This window comes from Streptomyces violaceus (assembly GCF_036014075.1).
In the GTDB taxonomy this organism is placed as follows: domain Bacteria; phylum Actinomycetota; class Actinomycetes; order Streptomycetales; family Streptomycetaceae; genus Streptomyces; species Streptomyces violaceus.
Map to the genome: position 1 here is coordinate 7,017,285 of NZ_CP107911.1, position 21,435 is coordinate 7,038,719.

23 protein-coding genes are annotated in these 21,435 nt (G+C 72.0%); 13 read left to right on the forward strand and 10 right to left on the reverse strand.

The genetic code is table 11. From position 1 onward, the window contains the following. The first annotated feature begins 35 nt into the window (after positions 1-35). The gene (locus OG542_RS31555) at positions 36-1,163 is read left to right on the forward strand and encodes an alpha/beta hydrolase family protein (protein ID WP_328415273.1); all 1,128 of its coding nucleotides are present in this window, start codon (positions 36-38) and stop codon (positions 1,161-1,163) included. Positions 1,164-1,353: 190 nt separating this feature from the next. After that, complete coding sequence (locus tag OG542_RS31560; RefSeq protein WP_328415275.1) at positions 1,354-2,754, forward strand: hypothetical protein; 1,401 nt, start codon at positions 1,354-1,356, stop codon at positions 2,752-2,754. A gap of 23 nt (positions 2,755-2,777) precedes the next feature. Here the strand turns inward: OG542_RS31560 and OG542_RS31565 are convergent, their stop codons facing one another. Then, positions 2,778-3,191, reverse strand: coding sequence for a VOC family protein (locus OG542_RS31565; protein WP_193480800.1), 414 nt, complete (start codon positions 3,189-3,191; stop codon positions 2,778-2,780). Positions 3,192-3,442: 251 nt separating this feature from the next. On the opposite strand from OG542_RS31565, the gene OG542_RS31570 reads away from it, so the two are divergent. From OG542_RS31570 to OG542_RS31580, 3 genes are all read left to right on the forward strand, one after another. Then, complete coding sequence (locus OG542_RS31570) at positions 3,443-5,041, forward strand: ABC-F family ATP-binding cassette domain-containing protein (protein ID WP_193480801.1); 1,599 nt, start codon at positions 3,443-3,445, stop codon at positions 5,039-5,041. A gap of 335 nt (positions 5,042-5,376) precedes the next feature. Beyond that, positions 5,377-5,595 (forward strand): helix-turn-helix domain-containing protein, encoded by a 219-nt coding sequence (locus OG542_RS31575; protein WP_010037790.1) that lies wholly within the window; start codon positions 5,377-5,379, stop codon positions 5,593-5,595. Between the two features lie 106 nt (positions 5,596-5,701). Next, positions 5,702-6,505 (forward strand): enoyl-CoA hydratase/isomerase family protein, encoded by an 804-nt coding sequence (locus tag OG542_RS31580; protein WP_193480802.1) that lies wholly within the window; start codon positions 5,702-5,704, stop codon positions 6,503-6,505. 30 nt (positions 6,506-6,535) lie between these two features. Here the strand turns inward: OG542_RS31580 and OG542_RS31585 are convergent, their stop codons facing one another. Continuing rightward, complete coding sequence (locus tag OG542_RS31585) at positions 6,536-7,252, reverse strand: nucleopolyhedrovirus P10 family protein (protein WP_328415278.1); 717 nt, start codon at positions 7,250-7,252, stop codon at positions 6,536-6,538. A gap of 87 nt (positions 7,253-7,339) precedes the next feature. Here OG542_RS31585 and OG542_RS31590 point away from each other — a divergent pair, with 87 nt between their 5' ends. The 5 genes from OG542_RS31590 to amaP are packed head-to-tail and all read left to right on the forward strand — an operon-like array spanning position 7,340 to position 9,710. Next, entirely contained in the window at positions 7,340-7,813 is a 474-nt protein-coding gene (locus OG542_RS31590; protein WP_184599695.1) for an Asp23/Gls24 family envelope stress response protein, read from the forward strand. A gap of 46 nt (positions 7,814-7,859) precedes the next feature. Beyond that, the gene (locus OG542_RS31595) at positions 7,860-8,045 is read left to right on the forward strand and encodes a hypothetical protein (RefSeq protein WP_184599696.1); all 186 of its coding nucleotides are present in this window, start codon (positions 7,860-7,862) and stop codon (positions 8,043-8,045) included. Beyond that, a complete protein-coding gene (locus tag OG542_RS31600; protein ID WP_328415282.1) occupies positions 8,042-8,425 on the forward strand; it encodes a hypothetical protein in 384 nt (127 codons plus the stop codon). Before OG542_RS31595 ends, OG542_RS31600 begins: the two co-directional genes overlap by 4 nt. Next, on the forward strand, positions 8,422-9,126 hold the full coding sequence (locus OG542_RS31605) for a DUF6286 domain-containing protein (RefSeq protein ID WP_328415284.1): 705 nt from the start codon (positions 8,422-8,424) through the stop codon (positions 9,124-9,126). The genes OG542_RS31600 and OG542_RS31605 overlap by 4 nt, the downstream gene beginning before the upstream one ends. Further along, positions 9,123-9,710 (forward strand): alkaline shock response membrane anchor protein AmaP, encoded by a 588-nt coding sequence (gene amaP, locus OG542_RS31610; RefSeq protein ID WP_328415286.1) that lies wholly within the window; start codon positions 9,123-9,125, stop codon positions 9,708-9,710. The genes OG542_RS31605 and amaP overlap by 4 nt, the downstream gene beginning before the upstream one ends. 61 nt (positions 9,711-9,771) lie before the next feature. Here amaP and OG542_RS31615 read toward each other — a convergent pair whose 3' ends face one another. Genes OG542_RS31615 through OG542_RS31635 form a run of 5 tightly spaced genes read right to left on the reverse strand, consistent with a single transcriptional unit; the run spans position 9,772 to position 14,819 of the window. Next, positions 9,772-10,527: an SDR family oxidoreductase gene (locus tag OG542_RS31615; protein WP_311124944.1), complete on the reverse strand. Its 756-nt coding sequence runs from the start codon at positions 10,525-10,527 to the stop codon at positions 9,772-9,774. Positions 10,528-10,532: 5 nt separating this feature from the next. Then, a complete protein-coding gene (locus OG542_RS31620) occupies positions 10,533-12,326 on the reverse strand; it encodes a glycoside hydrolase family 15 protein (protein WP_328415288.1) in 1,794 nt (597 codons plus the stop codon). A gap of 32 nt (positions 12,327-12,358) precedes the next feature. Beyond that, positions 12,359-12,685, reverse strand: coding sequence for a hypothetical protein (locus tag OG542_RS31625; protein ID WP_311124942.1), 327 nt, complete (start codon positions 12,683-12,685; stop codon positions 12,359-12,361). Continuing rightward, positions 12,682-13,275: a sigma-70 family RNA polymerase sigma factor gene (locus tag OG542_RS31630; RefSeq protein WP_193480812.1), complete on the reverse strand. Its 594-nt coding sequence runs from the start codon at positions 13,273-13,275 to the stop codon at positions 12,682-12,684. Before OG542_RS31630 ends, OG542_RS31625 begins: the two co-directional genes overlap by 4 nt. Beyond that, complete coding sequence (locus OG542_RS31635; RefSeq protein WP_328415291.1) at positions 13,272-14,819, reverse strand: sodium:solute symporter family protein; 1,548 nt, start codon at positions 14,817-14,819, stop codon at positions 13,272-13,274. Before OG542_RS31635 ends, OG542_RS31630 begins: the two co-directional genes overlap by 4 nt. Before the next feature lie 237 nt (positions 14,820-15,056). Between OG542_RS31635 and OG542_RS31640 the strand changes: the two genes are divergently transcribed. Then, positions 15,057-17,210: a carbon starvation CstA family protein gene (locus OG542_RS31640; protein WP_328415293.1), complete on the forward strand. Its 2,154-nt coding sequence runs from the start codon at positions 15,057-15,059 to the stop codon at positions 17,208-17,210. Between the two features lie 178 nt (positions 17,211-17,388). Here OG542_RS31640 and OG542_RS31645 read toward each other — a convergent pair whose 3' ends face one another. From OG542_RS31645 to OG542_RS31655, 3 genes are all read right to left on the reverse strand, one after another. Then, complete coding sequence (locus OG542_RS31645; protein ID WP_261679969.1) at positions 17,389-18,186, reverse strand: SURF1 family cytochrome oxidase biogenesis protein; 798 nt, start codon at positions 18,184-18,186, stop codon at positions 17,389-17,391. A 49-nt stretch (positions 18,187-18,235) separates the two neighbouring features. After that, positions 18,236-18,469, reverse strand: coding sequence for a hypothetical protein (locus tag OG542_RS31650; RefSeq protein WP_078615365.1), 234 nt, complete (start codon positions 18,467-18,469; stop codon positions 18,236-18,238). A 79-nt stretch (positions 18,470-18,548) separates the two neighbouring features. Next, entirely contained in the window at positions 18,549-19,538 is a 990-nt protein-coding gene (locus OG542_RS31655; protein WP_328415295.1) for a DEDDh family exonuclease, read from the reverse strand. Between the two features lie 281 nt (positions 19,539-19,819). On the opposite strand from OG542_RS31655, the gene OG542_RS31660 reads away from it, so the two are divergent. Together OG542_RS31660 and OG542_RS31665 are read left to right on the forward strand one after the other, a co-directional pair. Next, the gene (locus OG542_RS31660; protein ID WP_328415297.1) at positions 19,820-20,758 is read left to right on the forward strand and encodes a sterol desaturase family protein; all 939 of its coding nucleotides are present in this window, start codon (positions 19,820-19,822) and stop codon (positions 20,756-20,758) included. Further along, entirely contained in the window at positions 20,755-21,435 is a 681-nt protein-coding gene (locus OG542_RS31665; RefSeq protein ID WP_328415299.1) for a lysoplasmalogenase, read from the forward strand. The genes OG542_RS31660 and OG542_RS31665 overlap by 4 nt, the downstream gene beginning before the upstream one ends.

A 21,435-nucleotide genomic window follows, 5' to 3' on the forward strand; every position in this document is an offset into this window, starting at 1 on the left:
TGGTCCGTCGCCCCGTCCCCCGGAACACTGGTGCCGTGCGCACTGTCAAAGCGGCGGCAGCCGCCGCCACCGCCGTGATCGGAGCCGGCGCAGCCGCCGTGGCCGCCGGCCGGTTCGCCAGCGGCGCCGCGCTCAAGGCGCCTCCCGGCAGGCCGCTGCCCACCGAACCCCGGCTCACCGTGCACGGCACCGCCGCCGGGCAGATCATCCTCACCCGGGACCTGGCCGCCCTGCGGCCCGGCCGCTACGGCCTCTCCGGTGACGGCTCCCACGCGGTGGTCGGCCCCGTCCTGACCACCGCCCCGCACACCGCCGACACCGTCGTACGCCGCCTGGAGAGCGTCACGCACGGCACCCTGAAGGCCGGCGACAAGGCCTGGCTCACCCCGAACCTGTACGTCGGCAACCCGAGCGCCGCCCTCGGCCTCGAACACGCCGACGTCGACGTCCCCGGCGAACTCGGCGCCCTGCCCGCGTGGTTCGTCCCCGGCGCCCGGGACACCTGGGTGATCGCCGTGCACGGCCTGGGCACCACGCGGGAACTGGCCATGAACGTCATGGAGTTCCTGCACCGCAACCGCTTCCCGGTGCTGGCCCTCGCCTACCGCGGCGACCTGGGCGCACCCCGCCGGCCCGACGGGCTGAACCACCTCGGCGAGACCGAGTGGCGCGACCTCGACGCGGCGCTCCGCTACGCCGTGCGCCACGGCGCCCGGCAGGTCGTCCTGCACGGCTGGTCCACCGGCGCCACCATGGCCCTGCGCGCCGCCGCGCACTCGGGACTGCGCGACCGCGTCTCGGGGCTCGTCCTGGACTCCCCGGTGCTCAGCTGGCAGACCACCCTGCGCGCGCTCGCCACGGCCCGCCGCACCCCGGGCGTGCTGCTGCCCCTCGCGGTCCGCGCCGCCCAGGGCCGCACCGGCCTGTACGACGACGGCGTCGCGGGCCCGTCCCCGTTCGACGGGCTCCGCATCCCGGCGCTCGTCTTCCACGGACCGGACGACACGGTGGCTCCCTGGCGGTTCTCCCGCCACCTCGCCGACGCGCGCCCCGACATGGTCGCTCTGCACACCGTCGGCAACGCGCCCCACGGAGCGATGTGGAACGCCGACCCGCAGGCTTACGAGGAGGCGCTGCGACGCTTCCTGACGCCTCTGATGTGACTCCGGGCCCTGTCGCGAACCCCCTCCCGTCCCGCCCCCACCGACCGGTCGCGATGATTCCGTTTAGCGTCGTACCACTGGCTTGTTCCCGGCCCTCGACCATTCCCGGGAACCGGTGCGTTGGCCATCCCCGTCGCCCGCCGTGACATTCCGTTTGGGTTTTCGGACCGTCAACCGGAAGACTGCACCCGTGACGTCCCGTATCCCGCGCGACTCCAGGCTTCGACTCGTCCGCCCGCGACCCCTGGCCGCCGCCCCCCAAGCGATGAACCAGCGGCGCTCGCGCCGACCCGCACCGCGCCCCCCGGAGGGCACCCCGGCACCGGCGGAGCTGGCCAGAATGGCGCGCTCAGGTCTGGCCGCCGCGGCCCGCGTCGCCCGCTGGGCCGACGCCGCGCTCGGCCCCGGCGGGGACAGCGCCACCGCCGACGGCAAGGCCACCCTCTCCGACGCGACCGCCGAACGGGCCGCCCGCGACCTGGGCCTGACCTCGGCTCAGGTCAGCAAGGACTGGGACACCGCCCGCCTCGCCGGCCTCGTCGAGGTGCACGGCGACAGCGCCCGCCCCGGCTGGCGGCTGCGCGCCTGGGACCGTGACGACAGCGCCGTCCTGCGCGGCTGGGTCGCCCTCTTCGACGCCTGGTCGCTCGCCCATCCGGAACCCGAGGACCACGAGCCCGCCGCCGTCGCCGAGGTCGTCTCGGCCATGCCGCAGGCGCTCTCCTTCCTCCAGCTGTCCGCCGGCCCCGTCCCCGTGGAGCAGCTCCTCGACCTCCTGGAGCAGCGCGTCACCGAGCTGCGCACGGCACGCTGTGAGATTCCCTATGGCCCCCAGCCCGAGCCGGTGGCCGAACCGGAGCCCACCGACGCCCCGCTCGCCCCCCTCCTCGACTGGGCCCTGCGCGCCCTCGCCTCCGTCGGTGCCCTCACCTACGGCGACGGCCAGGCCACGCTGACCCCGCTCGGCAGCTGGGCCGTCTGGGTCAAGCTGGAGCAGATCTGCGTCGCCGCGCAGAGCCCCGCCGGGAACATCGAGCAGGCGGCCGAGGACATGCTCCGCGGTTGCGCTCAGCTGCGCCCGAACGCGGCCCGCGCCGAGTACCGCGCCTGGCTCGCCGCCCGCCCCGTCGGCAGCGCCGTCACCGAACTCCTCGGCGCTGCCCGTGGCGAGGACGCCCTGCTGCGCGGACTCGCCTTCGAGGCGCTGCGCGTGGTCGGCGCCCCCGCCGAGCCCGACGTCCGCGGCGTGGTCGCCGAGCCGACGCTCAGGCCGTACGCACTGCTGTGGCTGGCCGAGCACGACGGGGCCGACCCGGAGGACGCCCACGAGGTCCTCACCCGTCAGGAGGCGACCTGGCTGTGGGTGGACACCGCGGCCGCCGTCGCCGACCACGGTGAGGCCCCGCTGCTCGTCCGCCATCTGGAGTCCGCCGTGCAGCCGACCATCCCGATGCTCCTCGACGAGGTACGTGCCGTAGGACACCCGCGCACCGTGCAGGTCCTGGTCGCCCTCGCCGCGGCGCACCCCGACCCGGCCCTGGCCAAGGCGGTACGCCGGGCCGCGTTCCAGGTGCACACCGGCGGCAGCTAGCAGCCAGGAGCCCGATGGCGCTCTCAGCCCGCTGTCTCGGGCGCGTACGTCCCGAAGCTCCACACATTGCCCTCGAGGTCCCGGGCCATGTAGTCCCGCGAGCCGTAGTCCTGATCCGTCGGGGGCATCAGGATCTCCGCGCCGTGGTCCACGGCGCGGCGGTGGTGTGCGTCCACGTCGTCCACCACCACGTACACCCCCGTGGTGCCCGCGTCCTTCATGGCCGCGTCGAACACGCCGCCACGGCCCTTGGTGCCGAGCATCACAGCGCCGTTGCCCTGCGTCAGCTCGGCGTGCATCACCGAGCCGTCCTCGCCCTCGTACACCGAGAGCTCCGTGAAGCCGAAGGCCTCCGTGAGCTGCCGGATCGCCGTCTTCGCGTCCGCGTAGAGCAGCGTCGGGTAGATGCTCGGACGTCCGCCGGACGTGCCTGCCATCGCGACCACTTCCTTGTGTCTCGCTGCGGGTCTCGCTGCCGGAAAGCCGGAGTCCGGCCTGCTGCTCAGTCTTCCACCGACCACTGACAACGGCCCCCGCCCCGGGGTGCGATCCTCGAACACACACACGCAGAAAAAGTTGGTTGCACGGCCCCGTTAGACTGTCCGCATGGCCATTCTCCTCGCGCATTAGACGGCGGGAACGTCCTCAGCCGCCCATCCCGCCCCCGTATCCGCCCTGGAGTCTGTCCGTGATCTCCGCCTCCGGTATCGAGCTGCGCGCCGGTGCCCGCGTCCTCATCGAAAACGCCACCTTCCGTGTCGCCAAGGGCGACCGCATCGGCCTGGTCGGCCGCAACGGCGCAGGGAAGACCACCCTCACCAAGTGCCTCGCCGGCGACGGTATCCCCGCCGGCGGCACCATCACCCGCTCCGGTGAGGTCGGCTACCTCCCGCAGGACCCCCGCACCGGCGACCTCGACGTCCTCGCCCGCGACCGCATCCTCTCCGCGCGCGGCCTGGACGTGCTGATCCGCAAGATGCGCGAGAACGAGCAGCGCATCGCCACCGGCCAGGGCGGTACCCGCGAGAAGGCGCTCAAGCAGTACGAGCGTCAGGAGACGGAGTTCCTCACCAAGGGCGGGTACGCCGCCGAGGCCGAGGCCGCCACCATCGCCGCCGCGCTCAACCTGCCCGACCGCGTGCTCGGCCAGCCCCTGCACACGCTCTCCGGCGGTCAGCGCCGCCGTATCGAGCTGGCCCGGATCCTCTTCTCGGACGCGGACACGCTGCTGCTCGACGAGCCGACCAACCACCTCGACGCCGACTCGATCGTCTGGCTGCGCGACTACCTGAAGACCTACCGCGGCGGCTTCATCGTGATCTCCCACGACGCCGACCTGGTCGAGACGGTCGTCAACAAGGTGTTCTACCTGGACGCCAACCGCTCCCAGATCGACATCTACAACATGGGCTGGAAGCTCTACCAGCAGCAGCGCGAGGCCGACGAGAAGCGCCGCAAGCGCGAGCGGCAGAACGCCGAGAAGAAGGCCTCCGCGCTCCACTCGCAGGCCGACAAGATGCGCGCCAAGGCCACCAAGACCGTCGCCGCCCAGAACATGGCCAAGCGCGCGGACAAGCTCCTCGCGGGCCTTGAGGCCGAGCGGAAGTCCGACAAGGTCGCCAAGCTGCGCTTCCCCGAGCCCTCCCCGTGCGGCAAGACCCCGCTCATGGCCGAGGGCCTGTCGAAGTCCTACGGCTCGCTGGAGATCTTCACCGACGTCGACCTGGCCATCGACAAGGGTTCCCGCGTCGTCATCCTCGGTCTGAACGGCGCCGGCAAGACGACCCTGCTCCGCCTCCTCGGCGGCGCCGAGAAGCCCGACACCGGGCAGGTCATAGAGGGCCACGGCCTCAAGCTCGGCTACTACGCGCAGGAGCACGAGACCCTCGACCCGGAGCGCACGGTCCTGGAGAACATGCGCTCGGCCGCCCCCGACCTGGATCTGGTGCAGGTCCGCAAGACGCTCGGCTCGTTCCTGTTCTCCGGCGACGACGTCGACAAGCCGGCCGGAGTCCTCTCCGGCGGCGAGAAGACCCGCCTGGCGCTCGCCACCCTGGTGGTGTCCTCGGCGAACGTCCTGCTCCTCGACGAGCCGACCAACAACCTCGACCCGGCCAGCCGCGAGGAGATCCTCGGCGCGCTGCGCACGTACAAGGGCGCGGTCGTCCTCGTCACGCACGACGAGGGCGCGGTGGAGGCGCTCCAGCCGGAGCGGATCATCCTGCTGCCGGACGGCGTCGAGGACCTGTGGGGTGCCGACTACGCGGACCTCGTCGCCCTCGCTTGATCGAATACGTGATCAACGGTGTATGGATCATTCGGCCTAGCGGTGATCCATCATCTGTGTGAGATCTCCTCGTACCGAGGTGTGTCCTACATCGATTTCGCGGCCGAGCCCCCGATCCTTCCGGGCTCGGCCGCGACGCCTTTCTGACCTGGCATTTTCCGGGGCAATCCGCTCGGCTGTACGGACGCCACTCTTCGGAATTCCGTATTCCGGATGTGGGGATGTGCTCCCGTCGTCACAACCTTGTCTCACGGACCTTGCCGAATGGGTGGCCATCAAGGCCCGGAGGGGTGATCATGAGGAGACCAGAGCGCACTTCCCATGAGGAGGCACGGGTGGCCGAGACTCTGAAGAAGGGCAGCCGGGTGACCGGCGCCGCGCGCGACAAGCTCGCGGCAGACCTGAAGAAGAAGTACGACGCCGGTGCGAGCATCCGGGCGTTGGCCGAGGAGACCGGCCGCTCGTATGGCTTTGTGCACCGCATGCTCAGTGAGTCGGGCGTCACGCTGCGAGGGCGTGGCGGGGCGACCCGGGGCAAAAAGGCCACGGCCTGACCCCGGGTGGCCCCTCGGCTTCGATGGTGGCCACCCGGTCGGTCGGCTGATCGACCGGGTGGTTACTGTGCAGTCACTTAGCTGACCGCACACATCGGAGGCGTCCATGGCTTCGCCCGACAAGGACCTCGTTCCCGTACTCGACAAGGACGGCGTACGGCTCACCGTCGACGACGCGGTCGCCACGGTGACGCTGACCAATCCGGCCAAGCGCAACGCGCAGAGCCCCGCTCTGTGGCGGGCGCTGGCCGAGGCCGGTCGGCAGCTGCCGGGCTCCGTCCGTGTCGTGGTGCTGCGGGCCGAGGGTAAGTCCTTCTCGGCCGGTCTCGACCGGCAGGCGTTCACGCCCGAGGGCTTCGACGGGGAACCGTCGTTCATCGATCTCGCGCGTGGTGACGACGCCGAGCTGGACGCGACCATCGCCGAGTACCAGGAGGCGTTCGCCTGGTGGCGGCGCAGCGACATCGTCTCCGTCGCCGCCGTCCAGGGGCATGCCATCGGGGCGGGCTTCCAGCTCGCCCTCGCCTGCGACCTGCGCGTCGTCGCCGACGACGTGCAGTTCGCCATGCGCGAGACCAGCCTCGGACTCGTGCCCGATCTGACGGGCACGCATCCGCTGGTGGGACTCGTCGGATACGCCCGCGCGCTGGAGATCTGCGTGACCGGGCGCTTCGTCACGGCCGAGGAGGCCGTGAACACCGGGCTGGCCAACGTGGCCGTGCCCGCCGGCCAGCTCGACGACACGGTCCGCGACCTCGCCTCGGCCGTCCTGGCCGCGCCCCGCGACGCCGTCATCGAGACCAAGGCGCTGCTGCGCGGCGCCCAGGACCGCACGTACGAGGCCCAGCGCGGCGCGGAACGCCAGGCGCAGGCCCGCCGCCTGCGGGACCTCGCGGGCATCGGGGACTGAGGCAGGGCCTCCCGGCGGATCAGGGGTCCCTCAGGCGATCCCGCTCACCAGTACCGCCACCGTCGGGTGGTCCGACAGTGTCTTCCTCACCGCCGTGCGGACCTCGCGGGCCACGTCCCGGGCCCGGTGGTCCGCCGCCACCGCGAGTTCCAGCCGGACATGACGGTGCGGCAGCGCGGCCCCGCCCGGGAGTTCCTCGATGTGCACGGGGTGGCCGCCCAGCGCGGCGGTGAGGTGAAGCACACCCGGGACCTGGAGGGCGGCGGCCGCCACGCGGGCTTCGTCGCCGTCCACGGGCGGCGCTGCCCGAGCCGCTTCGGGGAGACGTACGGCGGGCCCGGGTTCCGGCTCCTCGTCCAGCAGCCCCGTCACGCGCAGGTCCACCTCCGTCACCGCCAGACCCAGCCGTTGCGTCGCGGCGGTCGCCAGCGTCGCCCGCAGCAGGGACGCCGTCGCCGGCAGCGGCTGCGAGGCCGTGGCCGCGAACTCCGCCGTCACCCGCAGTGGTCCGGGCGGCTGCGCGCTCGGTGGGGCCGGTACGGCCGGCTCCCCGGTGTCCGCCTCGTCGGCGAGCGCGACACGGAGCGCGTGGACACGTACGCCCGGCGCGTCCTGAGCCGCGCGCCGCAGTACCGCCTCGGCCGCCTGCTCGGCGATCCACGCGCCGTCGCGCGCATCACCCAGAGGCAGGAGCCTGCCGAGGCCCAGCTGATGTCTCACTGCCCGCGTCCACTGGTCACCCGTCATTCCTCCAGCCTGCCGCATCAAAGGCGCGCAACCACGTAACCGTGCTTACGGTGGTCGAAGGACGACAACCGAAAAGGACGTACGCCGATGACTGACATGACCGAGAACCGGGGCGGGGAGAGCGAGACGCCGGCGGCACGCAGGAGTCCGTTGGCCAAGCGCAGTGGCGGAGACCCGGGCTCGCGCGGGCGGACGACCATCGCGGACGGCGTCGTGGAGAAGATCGCCGGGCTCGCCGCACGCGACGTGGACGGCGTGCACGCCATGGGCAGCGGCATCTCACGCACCTTCGGAGCCGTGCGCGACCGTGTGCCAGGTGGTGCGAAGTCGGTGTCGCGCGGCGTGAAGGCCGAGGTCGGTGAGGTGCAGGCCGCCCTCGACCTGGAGATCGTCGTCGAGTACGGCGTGTCGATCGCCGATGTGGCGCGGGACGTACGGGAGAACGTCATCACCGCCGTCGAGCGGATGACCGGCCTCGAGGTCGTCGAGGTCAACATCGCGGTGAGCGATGTGAAGCTGCCGGACGAGGAGGAAGAGGAACCCGAGCGGCGGATCCAGTGAGGCACGGTCCATCGGACAACACAGCGGCTGAGGAGCTGAGGAGCGCATGAGCATGGCCGTGGTCGGCATGATCGCCGGCATGGCGTTGGCATTCGCCGGATACTTCGGCGGATTCGGCGCTTTCCTGCTGGTGGCGGCGCTGGGCGCCGTCGGCTTCGTCGTCGGCCGGTTCCTGGAAGGGGACATGGACTTCGGCGACTTCTTCCGGCCACGTCACGAACGGCGGCGGTGACGCCCGTGAGTGCGGGGGCCGGTGAGCTCGACAGACCCTTGAGCGCTGTCCCGGCGGGGGAGCGCGGCGCGACCCGGATCGCCGACCGGGTGGTCGCGAAGATCGCCTCGCAGGCGGCCCGCGAGGCCGTCGGGACACTGCCGCGCGACGCCGGCCGGCCGTCCGCCAGTGTGGTCGTCCACCACGAGGTCGCCCACGTCCGGGTGCACGTCGAACTCGACTACCCCTGCGATGTCGGCGACCGCTGCCGCCGGGTGCGTCACCAAGTCGTCGAGCGGGTGGGCGCCCTGGCCGGAATGGAGGTGCCGGAGGTCGTCGTCCAGGTGGAGCGGCTGCATCCGGTCGCCGGGCCCGGCGCGGCACAGGGGAGGACGAGATGAGCGAACCCCAGGGCACCGATCCGACCGAACCGCCCGAGTCCGAGGGCACCACACAGCGCCTGCCGGTCCTCGACACGTCGGAGACCGGCGCCGGACCCGACCGGTCCGCGCCGGCGGACACCGACGGACAGCCGCCCGCACTCGACGGCGAGGGCGGACGCGAAGGCCGCTTCTGGTCGGCGCGCCGCGTCCCGGCCGGCATCGTCGCGCTGCTGCTCCTGGGCCTCGCCGGACTGTTCCTGTACGACATCGCGTCCGTGCGCGCCGACCGGCCCGTCATGAGCTGGCGCCGGGAGCTCGCCCGGCAGCTCGCCGAACGGCCCCTGGACGACGTCTGGGTGCTCGTCGGGGCCGGGGTCGCCGCCGCCCTCGGGCTCTGGCTGCTCGTCCTGGCCGTCACGCCCGGCCTGCGGGACGTGCTCCCGATGCGGCGCGCGCACGCCGACGTGCGCGCCGGACTGCATCGCGATGCCGCCGCGTCGGCGCTGCGGGACCGGGCCATGGAGGTGGCCGGTGTGCAGTCCGTGCGGGTCCGGATGCGCCGCACCCGGACGAAGGTCCGCGCCGCGTCGCACTTCCGTGAACTGGATGACGTACGAACCGAACTGGACGCCGTGCTCACCGACGCGGTCAGCGGACTGGGGCTGTCCCGGCCGCCCGCCGTGTCGGTGCGCGTCCGGCGGCCCGGCAGGAAGGGGTGAGAGCGGTGCTCCGGATCGTCAACCGCGTGTTCCTCGGGCTCGTGGGCCTCGTCCTGCTGGTGCTGGGCGGCTCGGTACTGGCCGTCGGCCTCGGCGCCCCGGCACCCTCGTGGTGGATCCACGACAGCCGGCACGACGTTCTGCTGAGCGACGCCGAACGCACGCGCTGGCGGGAGGACGGCTGGTGGTGGCCGATTGTCATCGCCGTACTCGCCGTCCTCCTGCTGCTCGCCCTGTGGTGGCTCGTCGCGGTACTCCGTCGGCGCCGCGTCGCCGAGGTCCTCGTCGACACAGGCGACGGTGAGGGTGCCTTGCTGCGCGGCCGGGCCCTGGAGAACGCCCTCGCCCAGGAGGCGGAACAGGCCGACGGCGTGGACCGCGCCGATGCCCGCCTGACGGGCCGCCGTACCGCCCCCCAGGCCCGGGTACGGCTCGCGCTGGAACCGCACGTGGACCCGGGAACGGCCTTGCACGACCTGACGACCGGCGCCCTGGCCCATGCCAGGACATCGGCGGGCCTTGCGTCACTTCCGGCGGAGGTGAGGCTGCGGGGGGTCAAGCACCGTGCGGAGAGGGTGAGCTGACCGACCCGAGGGGCGCGGGGAACCGCGCGACCAGCCCACGACCACCCGCAGTCGGCCGCCTTCAGAACCCGTGCCGCGCTCCGCCGTCCACGGGAACCATGACCCCGGTCAGATAGGAAGCCGCAGGAGACATCAAGAACGCGGCCACCCGTCCGAACTCCTCCGGTGCCCCGTACCGACGCAACGGAATACGTGATTCCGAAGCCGCCCTGGTCGCCTCGGGATCCGCGGACAACCCGTCCAGCTGGCGCACCCGGTCCGTGTCGATACGCCCGGGCAGCACCCCGACCACCCGGATCCCGCGCGGCCCCAGCTCCTCCGACAACGACTTGGCGAACCCCGCGAGCCCGGGCCGCAGCCCGTTCGAGATGGTCAGCCCCGGAATCGGCTCGTACACCGAGCCGGACAGCACGAACCCGATGACGCCGCCGGCCTCCAGCCCGGAAGCCGCGGCGCGAGCCAGCCGTACGGCACCGAGGAACACCGACTCGAACGCCGCCTGCCACTGCTCGTCCGTGTTGTCGGCGACGAACCCGGCCGGCGGGCCGCCCACGCTGATGAGGACGCCGTTGAAGCGCCCGAAGTTCTCCCGTGCGGCCCCGATCAGCCGGGCCGCCGCCTCGGGGTCGGCGTTGTCGACGGCCACCCCGACCGCGTTCGGGCCCAGCGCGTCCGCCGTCTCGGCGACGCTCTTCTCGTCCCTGCCCGAGACGACCACCTTCGCCCCGTCCGCGACGAGCTCGCGCGCGGAAGCGTTGCCGAGGCCTCGCGTGGCCCCGGTGACGACGTACACCCGGTCCTTCAGTCCAAGATCCATGGTCCCTATCCTGCCCCTTCCTCACCGAACAGGGCGAGGGCGGTGTTCACGAGGCCGATGTGGCTGAACGCCTGCGGGAAGTTGCCGAGCTGCCGGCAGGTCACCGGGTCGAACTCCTCGGACAGCAGGCCGACGTCGTTGGCGAGCCCCACCAGCCGCTCGAACAGCGCACGGGCCTCCTTCGTCCGGCCCGTCATGTGCAGGGCGTCCGCGAGCCAGAACGAGCACACCACGAAGGTGCCCTCGGAACCGGGCAGTCCGTCGACGTCCGAGGCGTCCGCGTCGGCGGTCGTGTAGCGGAGCAGGAGCCCGCGGTGGTCCAGCTCCTCGCGGATCGCGTCGATGGTGCCGATCACCCGCGGATCGTCGGGCGGCAGGAAACCTACGCGCGGGATGAGCAGCAGCGCGGCGTCCAGTTCGGGTGAGCCGTAGGACTGCGTGAAGGTGTTGCGTTCGGGGTCGTAGCCCCGCTCGCACACCTCGCGGTGCACTTCGTCGCGCAACGCGCGCCAGCCCTCCAGGTCGCCGTCCAGCTCCGGATGGCGCTCCAGGGTGCGTACGGCACGGTCGGCCGCCACCCACACCATCACCTTCGAGTGCACGAACTGGCGCCGCCCGCCGCGCACCTCCCACAGCCCCTCGTCGGGCTGCCGCCAGTGGGTCCGCAGGAAGTCCATCAGGGCCGTCTGCAGCGCCCACACGTCCGGCTGGGCGGACAGGCCCGACTCGCGGGCGAGCGACAGGGAGTCCATGACCTCGCCGTAGACGTCCAGCTGGAGCTGGTTCACGGCGTCGTTCCCGATACGGACGGGCGTGGACCCGGCGAAGCCGGACAGCCACGGCAGCTCGGACTCGGGCAGCCGCCGCTCGCCCGCCAGGCCGTACATGATCTGCAGGTCGGCCGGGTCGCCCGCGACCGCGCGCAGCAGCCAGTTCCGCCAGGCCTCGGCCTCCTCCTGGTAGCCCGCCGCCAGCAGCGCGCCCAGGGTCAGGGTGGAGTCGCGCAGCCAGCAGTAGCGGTAGTCCCAGTTGCGCACCCCGCCCGGCTCCTCGGGCAGTGAGGTGGTGAGGGCGGCGACGATGCCGCCGGTCGGGGCGTAGGTGAGCGCCTTGAGGGTGATCAGGGAGCGGACTACGGCGTCCCGGTACGGCCCTCGGTAGCGGCAGCGTGACACCCAGGCCCGCCAGTCCTCGACGCTGTGGCGCAGCGCGTCGAACGGGTCGACGAGCGGCGGGCGCGACTCGTGGGAGGGGTGCCAGGTCATGACGAACGCGACCTTCTCGCCCTTTTTGACCGTGAACTCCGCGTGCGTTCCGAAGTCCTCGCCCCAGCTGCGTACCTCGGGCTCGCTGCGCAACCAGGTGGAGTCCGGGCCGGCCACGGCGACCCGGTGGCCGTCGGACCGGCGCATCCACGGGATGATCGAGCCGTAGTCGAAGCGCAGCTTGAGGACGCTGTGGAGCGTCACCTCGCCGTCCAGGCCCTCGACGACACGTACGAGATCGGGGGCCTGGTCGCGCTGGGGCATCAGGTCGGTGACCCGCACCGCCCCCTGCTCGGTCTCCCACTCGGTGTCCAGGACGAGGGTGTCGTGGCGGTAGGCGCGCCGGGTGCACCGGTCCGCCCCCACGGGGGAGATGCGCCAGTAGCCGTTGTCCTCGTCGCCCAGCAGCTTGGCGAAGCAGGCGGCCGAGTCGAAGCGGGGCAGGCACAGCCAGTCGACGGAGCCGTCCGTGCCCACCAGGGCCGCGGTCTGTTCGTCACCGATGAGCGCGTAGTCCTCGATACCGGTATGCACGGAGTGCGGGTTCCCGGCAAGTCGGCCTGCAATCAGGGGTGGAGCCGGGGGAGTGACACACCCTCGGCGGCGGTGGGGCCGGCGCCCGAGAAGATGACACCGGGATCCGACGGGGCCTGGTTGAGCACCCACAGGCCGATCAGCGTGGCCAGGGCGAAGACGACCGCGATCAGCACGGCGAGCACGAGCCGCCGTCGGCGTTCGCGCCGCAGCCACTCGCCGCGTGCCGTGCGGTAGGCGTCGGGGTCGGGGAGCACCCCGCCGGCCAGTGCCTCGAGTGCCTCGCGCAGTTCGCGTTCGGTGCGGCCGGGCCGGTCCGGGCTGGTGCCACGCGACGGAGTCGCATCTCGATGTGTCATCGCCGGGCCTCCATCGCCTGGGTCAGGGCGGCGATGCCGCGTGCCGTGTGCGTCTTGACGGAACCGCCGGAGATTCCCATCGCGGCGGCTATCTCGCTCTCCTTCAGACCGAGCCAGTGCCGCAGCACCAGCGCCTCGCGCTGACGGGGCGGCAACTGCTGGAGCGCGTCGATGAGCACGCGCTGGTCGTCGCGCAGCAGCGCGGCATGCTCGGCGGAGGCGACCGCCTCGTCCGGCGGGCTCGGCGGGTTCTCCTCGTGTCTGCGGGCGACTTGAAGATGACGTATCCGCATCCGCGTCAGATTGCAGACCGTGGACCGCAGATACGCCTCCGCCGCGGCCGCGTCCCGCAGGCGCCGCCACTTGCGGTAGATCTGGTAGTACGCCTCGGCCACCACGTTCTCCGGGTCGTCGGCGCCGAGCAGGACGGCCAGGCGCAGCATCGAGGAGTAGTGCAGCTCGAAGAGGCGGGCCACGCCGGCCTCCCGCTCCAGGTCGGCCGGATCGGCGGCCGCGGGAGGCAGGGGCACGGCAGCAGCGGGCGATGGCACGGCCGGCGGCACGGTGGGGGAGTTCTGTCTGCGTCTCACGGGTTGTTCGCTCCGGTCTCCGGGCGTCGCCGGACGGTCAGGCGGGACGGCAGGTCGGTCGTGTCGGCGCCGCGCGGGACGCCGAGGCGGGTCAGCGCCGCGGTGCCGGCCACCGCGACGGCCAGATTGAGCAGCAGGGCGGCGAGCCCGGCGTAGATCTCCAGCGGCCCGGCGCCGGTGCCGAGCGGCACGATCGAGGAGAACCCCTCGCGCACCACCAGATATGTCCCCGAGGCCATGCCCACGGCCCACCCGGCGAGCAGCGCCCGCGGATGCAGCCGTCCGGTGAACAGCCCGACGGCGACGGCCGGGAAGATCTGCAGGATCCACACGCCGCCGAGCAACTGGAGGTTGATGGCGTCCTGGTCGCGCAGCCCGAACACGAACGCCACGGCCCCCACCTTCGCGATGACCGACACCGCCTTGGCGATGCGCACCTGGCGTTTGGGTGTGGCCGTCGGATGGACGTACTCGACGTAGACGTTGCGCACGAAGCTGGTCGCCGCGGCGATCGACATCACCGCGGCCGGGACGAGGGCCCCCACGGCGATCGCGGCGAACACCAGCCCGGCCAGCGGCGCCGGCATCAGCCGGTCGACCAGCATCGGCACAGCCGCCTCGGCGCCGCCGCGCGGCGCACGCACCCCCGCCGCGAGGGCGGCGAAGCCGAGGAACCCGAACAGCGCGAGCAGCCCGGTCCAGGCGGGCAGCGCCACCGAGACCTTGCGCAGGGTGCGCGGCCCGTCGGCGGCGAAACCGGCGGTGAGCACATGCGGGTACATCAGCAGGGCGAGAGCGGAGCCCAGGGCGAGGGTGGCGTAGGCGGGCTGCTGGGCGGGGGACAGGAGCAGCGCCGGGTCGCCCAGCCGCGCCGCGGCGCCGTCGAAGACCGGGCCGGGGCCGCCGAACCGTTCGAGGACCAGCCAGGTCACGGCGGTCAGCGAGACGAACACGGCCACCGCCTTCAGCGCCGAGATGACCGTGGGCGCGCGCAGCCCGTGCCGGTAGGTGGCCACCGCGAGCCCCGCGAACAGCGCCACCAGCACCAGATCCCCGGCCACGCCCCGCGGCTGGACGCCCCCGGCCGTCAGCACCGCCCGGATGCCGATCAGTTGCAGCGCCAGGTACGGCATCGTCGCGAGGATCCCGGTCAGCGCGACCACCAGGGCCAGTGCCGGCGACCCGTAGCGGCCCCGCACGAAGTCGGCGGCGGTGATGTAGCCGTGCCGGCGGGCCACGCTCCACAGGCGGCTCAGCAGCACGAAGGCGAGCGGGCTGACGATCACCGTGTACGGCACCGCGAAGAAGGCGGGCGCCCCGTTGCCGTACGCGAGCCCGGGCACGGCGGTGAAGGTGTACGCGGTGAAGATCGTGCCGCCGAGCAGCAGCCAGGTCCAGCCGGGTCCGAGGGAACGGTCGGCAAGCGCCCAGCCCTCCAGGGAGGGCAGCCGGTCGACGGGACGCAGCCGCCGTGCGGTGACCGCGAGCAGCGACGCCCCGCCGATCACGGCGAGAAACGTCGCGGTCATGGCGCCGTCAGCCATGGGTCACCGTCCTTGGTGTGCCTGTGCCCTTGCGCGAGAGTTGCGCGGACGGCCCGTCCGGAGGACAGGAAACCGGCGGGAAATCTTCTTCGAACGCCGTGTCATCCGCTTCCGGCGGGAGCGCAACTCTTGCACAGACCGACAGTGAGCGGGAGAGGTGCGCAGGTCAGGGAAGCGCACCGGAACCGACCCCCGCGCACGTCCTGTCGCACACCACCGCCACGGTGAGGAGCCGCCATGCCCGTATCAGTCCTGCCCGAATCCGGCCGGTCAGCGCCCGAAAAGCGTCGAATGCCCCCTCGGTCCCTCCTGCTCTGGATCGCCGTCTCCCTGCTCGGCGCGATCGCCTGGGGCGTCCTCGCCCTCGCCCGGGGCGAGGAGATCTCGGCGGTCTGGCTGGTCGTCGCGGCGCTCGGCTCGTACGCCATCGCCTACCGCTTCTACTCCCGCTTCGTCGCCCGGCGGGTGCTCCGGCCCGACGACCGCCGGGCCACCCCCGCTGAGCGCCTCGAGGACGGCGTCGACTTCCACCCCACCGACCGCAGGGTGCTGCTCGGCCACCACTTCGCCGCGATCGCCGGCGCCGGACCGCTGGTGGGGCCGGTGCTCGCGGCGCAGATGGGTTACCTGCCCGGGACGCTGTGGATCGTCGCCGGCGTGATCTTCGCGGGCGCGGTGCAGGACATGGTCGTGCTGTTCCTGTCCATGCGACGGGACGGGAAGTCGCTCGGGCAGATGGCGCGGGACGAGATCGGCCGGTGGGGCGGGGCCGCCGCCCTGATCGCCGTGTTCGCCATCATGATCATCCTGCTGGGCGTGCTGGCCCTGGTCGTCGTCAACGCCCTCGCCCACTCCCCGTGGGGCACCTTCTCCGTCGCGATGACCATCCCCATCGCCCTGTTCATGGGCTTCTGGCTGCACGTCATCCGCCCGGGCCGGGTCGTCGAGACCAGCCTGATCGGCGTCGCGCTGCTGCTGCTCGCCATCGTCGGCGGGAGCTGGATCCAGCAGTCCTCCCTGGCCTCCGCCTTCACGCTGAGCCCCACGACCCTGGTGTTCTGCCTGGTCGGCTACGGCTTCGTCGCCTCCGTGCTGCCGGTGTGGATGCTGCTCGCGCCGCGCGACTACCTCTCCACCTTCATGAAGATCGGCACGATCGCGCTGCTCGCGGTGGGCGTGGTGGTCGCCGCCCCGGTGCTGCGCGCGGACGCCGTGAGCGACTTCGCCTCGTCGGGCGCGGGGCCCGTCTTCGCCGGCGCGCTCTTCCCCTTCCTCTTCATCACCATCGCCTGCGGCGCGCTGTCCGGCTTCCACGCCCTGGTCGCCTCCGGCACCACGCCGAAGCTGATCCAGAAGGAGTCCCAGGTCCGGATGATCGGCTACGGCGCCATGCTGATGGAGTCGTTCGTCGCGATCATGGCGCTGATCGCGGCCGCGACCCTGGAGCCGGGTCTGTACTACGCCATGAACGCCCCGGCGGCCCTCCTCGGCACGACGGCCGAGTCGGCGTCCCACGCGGTCGCCGGCCTCGGCTTCACGATCACTCCCGACCAGCTGACCCAGGCGGCCGAGGCCGTGGAGGAACAGACGCTGATCGCCCGCTCCGGCGGGGCCCCGACCCTGGCCGTCGGCATGTCGGAGATCTTCTCCGGGGTCATCGGCGGCACCGCGATGAAGGCCTTCTGGTACCACTTCGCGATCATGTTCGAGGCGCTGTTCATCCTGACGACCGTGGACGCGGGCACCCGGGTCGGCCGCTTCATGCTGCAGGACATGCTCGGCAACGTGTGGAAGCCGGCCGGCCGGGTCAACTGGAAGCCGGGCATCTGGCTGTGCAGCGCCCTGGTCGTCGCGGCCTGGGGTTACTTCCTGTACACCGGCGCCACCGACCCGCTCGGCGGAATCAACCAGCTCTTCCCGCTCTTCGGCATCGCGAACCAGCTCCTCGCCGCGATCGCCCTGGCCGTCTGCACCACGGTCCTCATCAAGTCCGGGAAGCTGCGCTGGGCCTGGGTCACCGGTGTCCCACTCGCCTGGGTCGTCGCCATCACCTTCACGGCCGGCTGGCAGAAGATCTTCTCGGACGACCCGAAGGTGGGCTTCTTCGCCCAGCGTGCCCGCTACGCCGACGCCCTCGACGCCGGCCAGGTCCTGCCGCCCGCCAAGAACGCGGCCGACATGCAGACCGTCGTCACCAACTCCACGGTCGACGGCGTACTGATCGCGCTGTTCCTGCTGCTGGTCGCCGTGGTGCTCGTGAACGCGGCGGTGGTGTGCGTACGGGCGGTCCGGGCCCCGGGGCCGCTGCCGACCACCGAGGCGCCGTACGTCGAGTCCCGCATCGAGGTGCCGGGGGAGCCGGCCGAGCCCCTGGCAGGGGCCCGCTCATGAGGGCCGTGCGGTGTGCGCGGGCCGTGGCCTGGTACGTCCGCGAGCTGCTGCGCACGCTGGACCGGGGGTCGGGCCCGCGGGGACGTTGCTGCTGACGGCCCGAGGGGCGGGACTGCGGAGAGCTGCCGCTGACGTGACCTGCGGGCGGCTGTCGACTCGGCCCTTCGCCGGCCGGCGGTCACACGGCCGCCGGCTCCGCCTCCGTCGCGTCGGAGCCCTCGGCCGCCGCCTGTGCCCGGTCCCGGGCCTCGCGGCGGGCCAGGACCACCCAGCCGACCGGGACGGCCGCGGCGAACAGCCACCACTGGAAGGCGTAGGCATAGTTCAGCGCGGCGTCCTCCTTACCCGGATTGCCGAGGAGCTCGGGGGTGTCGCCCTTGGGCTCGGGTGCCGTCTGGGCGATGTAGCCGCCGAGCACCCGGACGTCCAGGCGCCGTGCCTCCTGCTCGCTGTTGATCAGCATGATCTGCCGGTCCGGCAGCCCTTCGAGGTTCTTGATGCCGCTCGCCGCGGTCGTCTCGTCGGGCATCAGCCGCCCCGTGACGGTGACCTCGCCGTCCGGCGGTGCGGGGACCTTCGGGAACGCGGTCTGGCTCGGGCCGTCGGAGGGGATCCAGCCCCGGTTGACCAGCAGGACCTTGCCGTCGTCGAGGACGAACGGGGTGAGGACGTGGTAGCCGACCTCGTCGTCCGAGTTGGTGCGGCGGCGGACGACGACCTCGTCCTCCGTGTCGAAGTGACCCTTCGCGGTCACGGTGCGGTACCGCTCGGCGCTGGTGACGGTGTGCCCGGGCGCGGTCATCTTCTCCACGGGCACCGGCTTGGCCGCCAGCGCGTCCGAGACCAGCTGGTTCCGGGCGGTGCGCTCCTCGTAGCGATGCATCTGCCAGATGCCCAGCCTGATCATCGTGGGGATGAGAAGCAGGGCGATGAGCGTGAGGATCACCCACTGCCGGGACATCAGGAAGCGGTACACCCCACGACCGTACAACTCGGTCGTGGGGTGCATTCAGGCGGGTACTGGTTCACACCTTGTCGACGATTCCCGCCTTTCCCTCCGCGCGGGCGCAGTGCGCGCCGCAGTACCAGTGGCCCTCGACCTCCACGCCCTGCCCGATGATCTGCACACGGCAGTGCTCGCAGATGGGTGCCATGCGGTGGATCGCGCAGGAGAAGCAGTCGAAGACGTGCACCGCGCCCTGCGCGTGCACCTCGAAGGTCATTCCGTACTGATTGCCACATACCTCACAGGTCGCCATGCGCCACAGGGTGAGCCGTCACCCCGGCCCGGGCGAGCGGATGCCGGGCGAGTCGCTCGCCAATCACCCGTCCGTACGGTCACCCCTCCGACGCCGGCTCCACATCCGCGAGGAGTTGCCCGAACGCCGCCTCGTCCACGACCGGCGTGCCGAACTGCCGCGCCTTGACCACCTTGGACGTGCCCGAGTCCGGGTCGTTCGTGACGAGCAGGCTGGTCAGCCGGGACAGGCTGGTGGCCACGTGCAGCCCGGCCTCGGTCGCGCGGTCCTCCAGCAGATCGCGCTCCACCGAGGTGTCACCCGAGAAGGCGACCCGCATGCCCTGCCTGAGCCGCCCGCCCGCCTCGTAGCGCCCCGGGTTGGGGTAGGGGCAGGCGGGCCGCTTCCGGGCGGGGCGCCAGCTGCTCGGCCCGTAACCGCCGTAGCCGGCCTGTTGTCCGATGCGGGGCGCGGGACGGTCCGACCACTCGGTCAGCGGCCGGCACTCGAGCAGCGGCAGCCGCACGCCGCTCTCCGCCGCGGCCCTGAGGCTGGGCCGGAACGCCTCGGCCAGTACGCGCGCGTCGTCCAGCGCGTGGTGCGCCCGCTGCTGGACGACGCCGAAGTGCGCGGCGAGGGACTCCAGCTTGTGGTTGGGCAGCGGGAGCCCGAGTTCCTTGGAGAGCGCGATAGTGCACAGCCGTTGCCGCACCGGCGCCTCACGCTTCGCGCGCGCGTACTCCCGGGCGATCATCTGCCAGTCGAAGACGGCGTTGTGCGCGACGAGCACCCGCCCCTCGAGGCGGGTCGTGAACTCCTCGGCGATGTCCTGGAAGAGGGGCGCGCCCTCGAGTGCCTCGCTCGTCAGTCCGTGGATCCACACGGGGCCGGGGTCACGCTCCGGGTTGACCGTCGAGTACCAGTGGTCCTCGACCTCGCCGCGCGCGTCGAGCCGGTAGACGGCCGCGGAGATGATGCGATCGTCCCGGGCCAGACCTGTGGTCTCCACGTCAACAACCGCGTACCCCTTGGGATACGCGGCCGGCCATGACGTGGGAGAGGGCACTGCGGTCGTCAGGTCATCGAGCATGGTCCCTGAGGATACGGGCCATGACTGACACCACGGCCCGCCAGGTGCGCTCCTCCCGGCCCTTCCGACAGTCCCTCAGGCGTGTTGTCCGCTCTGTCCGTTCACGAGGCGTACGTCTGTCCGATGCTCAGTCACTCCGCCGAGGGTCCGGGTGGTCGTCGTCTCCCTCTGTGGCGCGTCCCTGATTGGTGGAGATCGCCAAGAAGCAAGCGCGTACCGTCGGTAATACTTGTGGGTAACAACGTCTAGTCGGGGCAGGACGGCGGTCCTACGGTGCTTGCATGCCGAACCTGCCCGATGTCGTGCTGTGGTCGATCCCCGCCTTTGTGCTGCTCACCGTGGTCGAGATGGTGAGTTACCGTCTCCATCCCGACGAGGACGCGGAGGGCTACGAGGCGAAGGACGCCGCCACGAGCGTCGGCATGGGCCTCGGCAGTCTCGTCTTCGACTTCCTCTGGAAGATCCCGATCGTCGCCCTCTACACGGCCCTCTACGAACTCACGCCCCTGCGCGTGCCCGTCCTGTGGTGGACCGTCCCCCTGATGCTGCTCGGGCAGGACTTCTTCTACTACTGGTCCCACCGCGGCCACCACGTCATCCGCGTCCTGTGGGCCTGCCACGTCGTCCACCACTCCAGCCGGAAGTTCAACTTCACCACCGCACTGCGCCAGCCCTGGACGTCCCTGACCGTGTGGCCGTTCTACGTCCCCCTCATAGCCGCCGGCGTGCACCCCGCCGCGCTCGCCTTCTGCTCCTCAGCGAACCTCGTCTACCAGTTCTGGATCCACACCGAGCGGATCGACAGGATGCCCCGCTGGTTCGAGTTCGTCTTCAACACCCCCTCGCACCACCGCGTCCACCACGCCTCCCAGGGCGGTTACCTCGACCGCAACTTCGGCGGCATCCTCATCGTCTGGGACCGGCTGTTCGGATCGTTCGCCGCCGAGACCGAACGGCCCGTGTACGGACTGACCAAGAACATCGACACGTACAACCTGCTGAAGGTGGCGACGCACGAATACGTGGCCATCGCGAAGGACCTGAAGGCGGCGCGCAGTTGGCGCGAGCGCGCAGGGCGCGTGTTCATGGGGCCGGGCTGGGGGCCCACGCCCGCCTCCGCGCCGTCGACGGCCTCCGTGCCGGCGGCGACCCTTGCTCCGGCCGGGCCCCCGGATCCCGCCGCGGCCCCGGCCCACGCCGGTGAGAGCACGTCGGCGTGACCCCTTCCCGCCTCCTCCTCGCCGCCTTCGGTCTCGCCGCCGCCGTCGACCTCGCCTCCCTCGCGGTCGGTTTCGACGCCGGGCACACCGTGGCCAAGCCCTTGCTGATGCCGCTCCTGGCCCTGTGGGCCGCCCTGCGCCAGGCGCCTCGGCTCCTCCTGGCCGCCCTGCTGTTCGGCTGGGGCGGGGACGTGCTGCTGCTGTCCGACGCCGAGCCTGCCTTCCTCGCCGGCATGGGCTCCTTCGCCGCGGGCCATGTCTGCTACCTCGCCCTCTTCAGGACGTACGGCAGCCGTAACGCGGTCCCGCGCGCGCGTGCGGGACTCCTCGCCCTCGGCTACGGCACCGCCCTCGTCACGACCGTCGCGCTGCTGTGGCCGGACCTGCCCGCGGACCTGCGCGTGCCCGTCGCCGGGTACAGCCTCCTGCTCACGGCCATGGCGTACGGGTCCGCCACCCGGCTCGGCCTCTTCGCCGGACTCGGCGGTGCGCTGTTCCTGCTCTCCGACACGCTCATCGCGACCGGCGTCGCCGACTGGCCGCAGTTGCCCCGGCCGGACTTCTGGATCATGCTCACGTACATCGCCGCGCAGGCCCTGCTGACCGGCGGCACCCTGGGGGCGCTCAACGCGCGCAGGGCACCGGCCGCGACGTACGGCGAGATGCGGGCCGTCTGA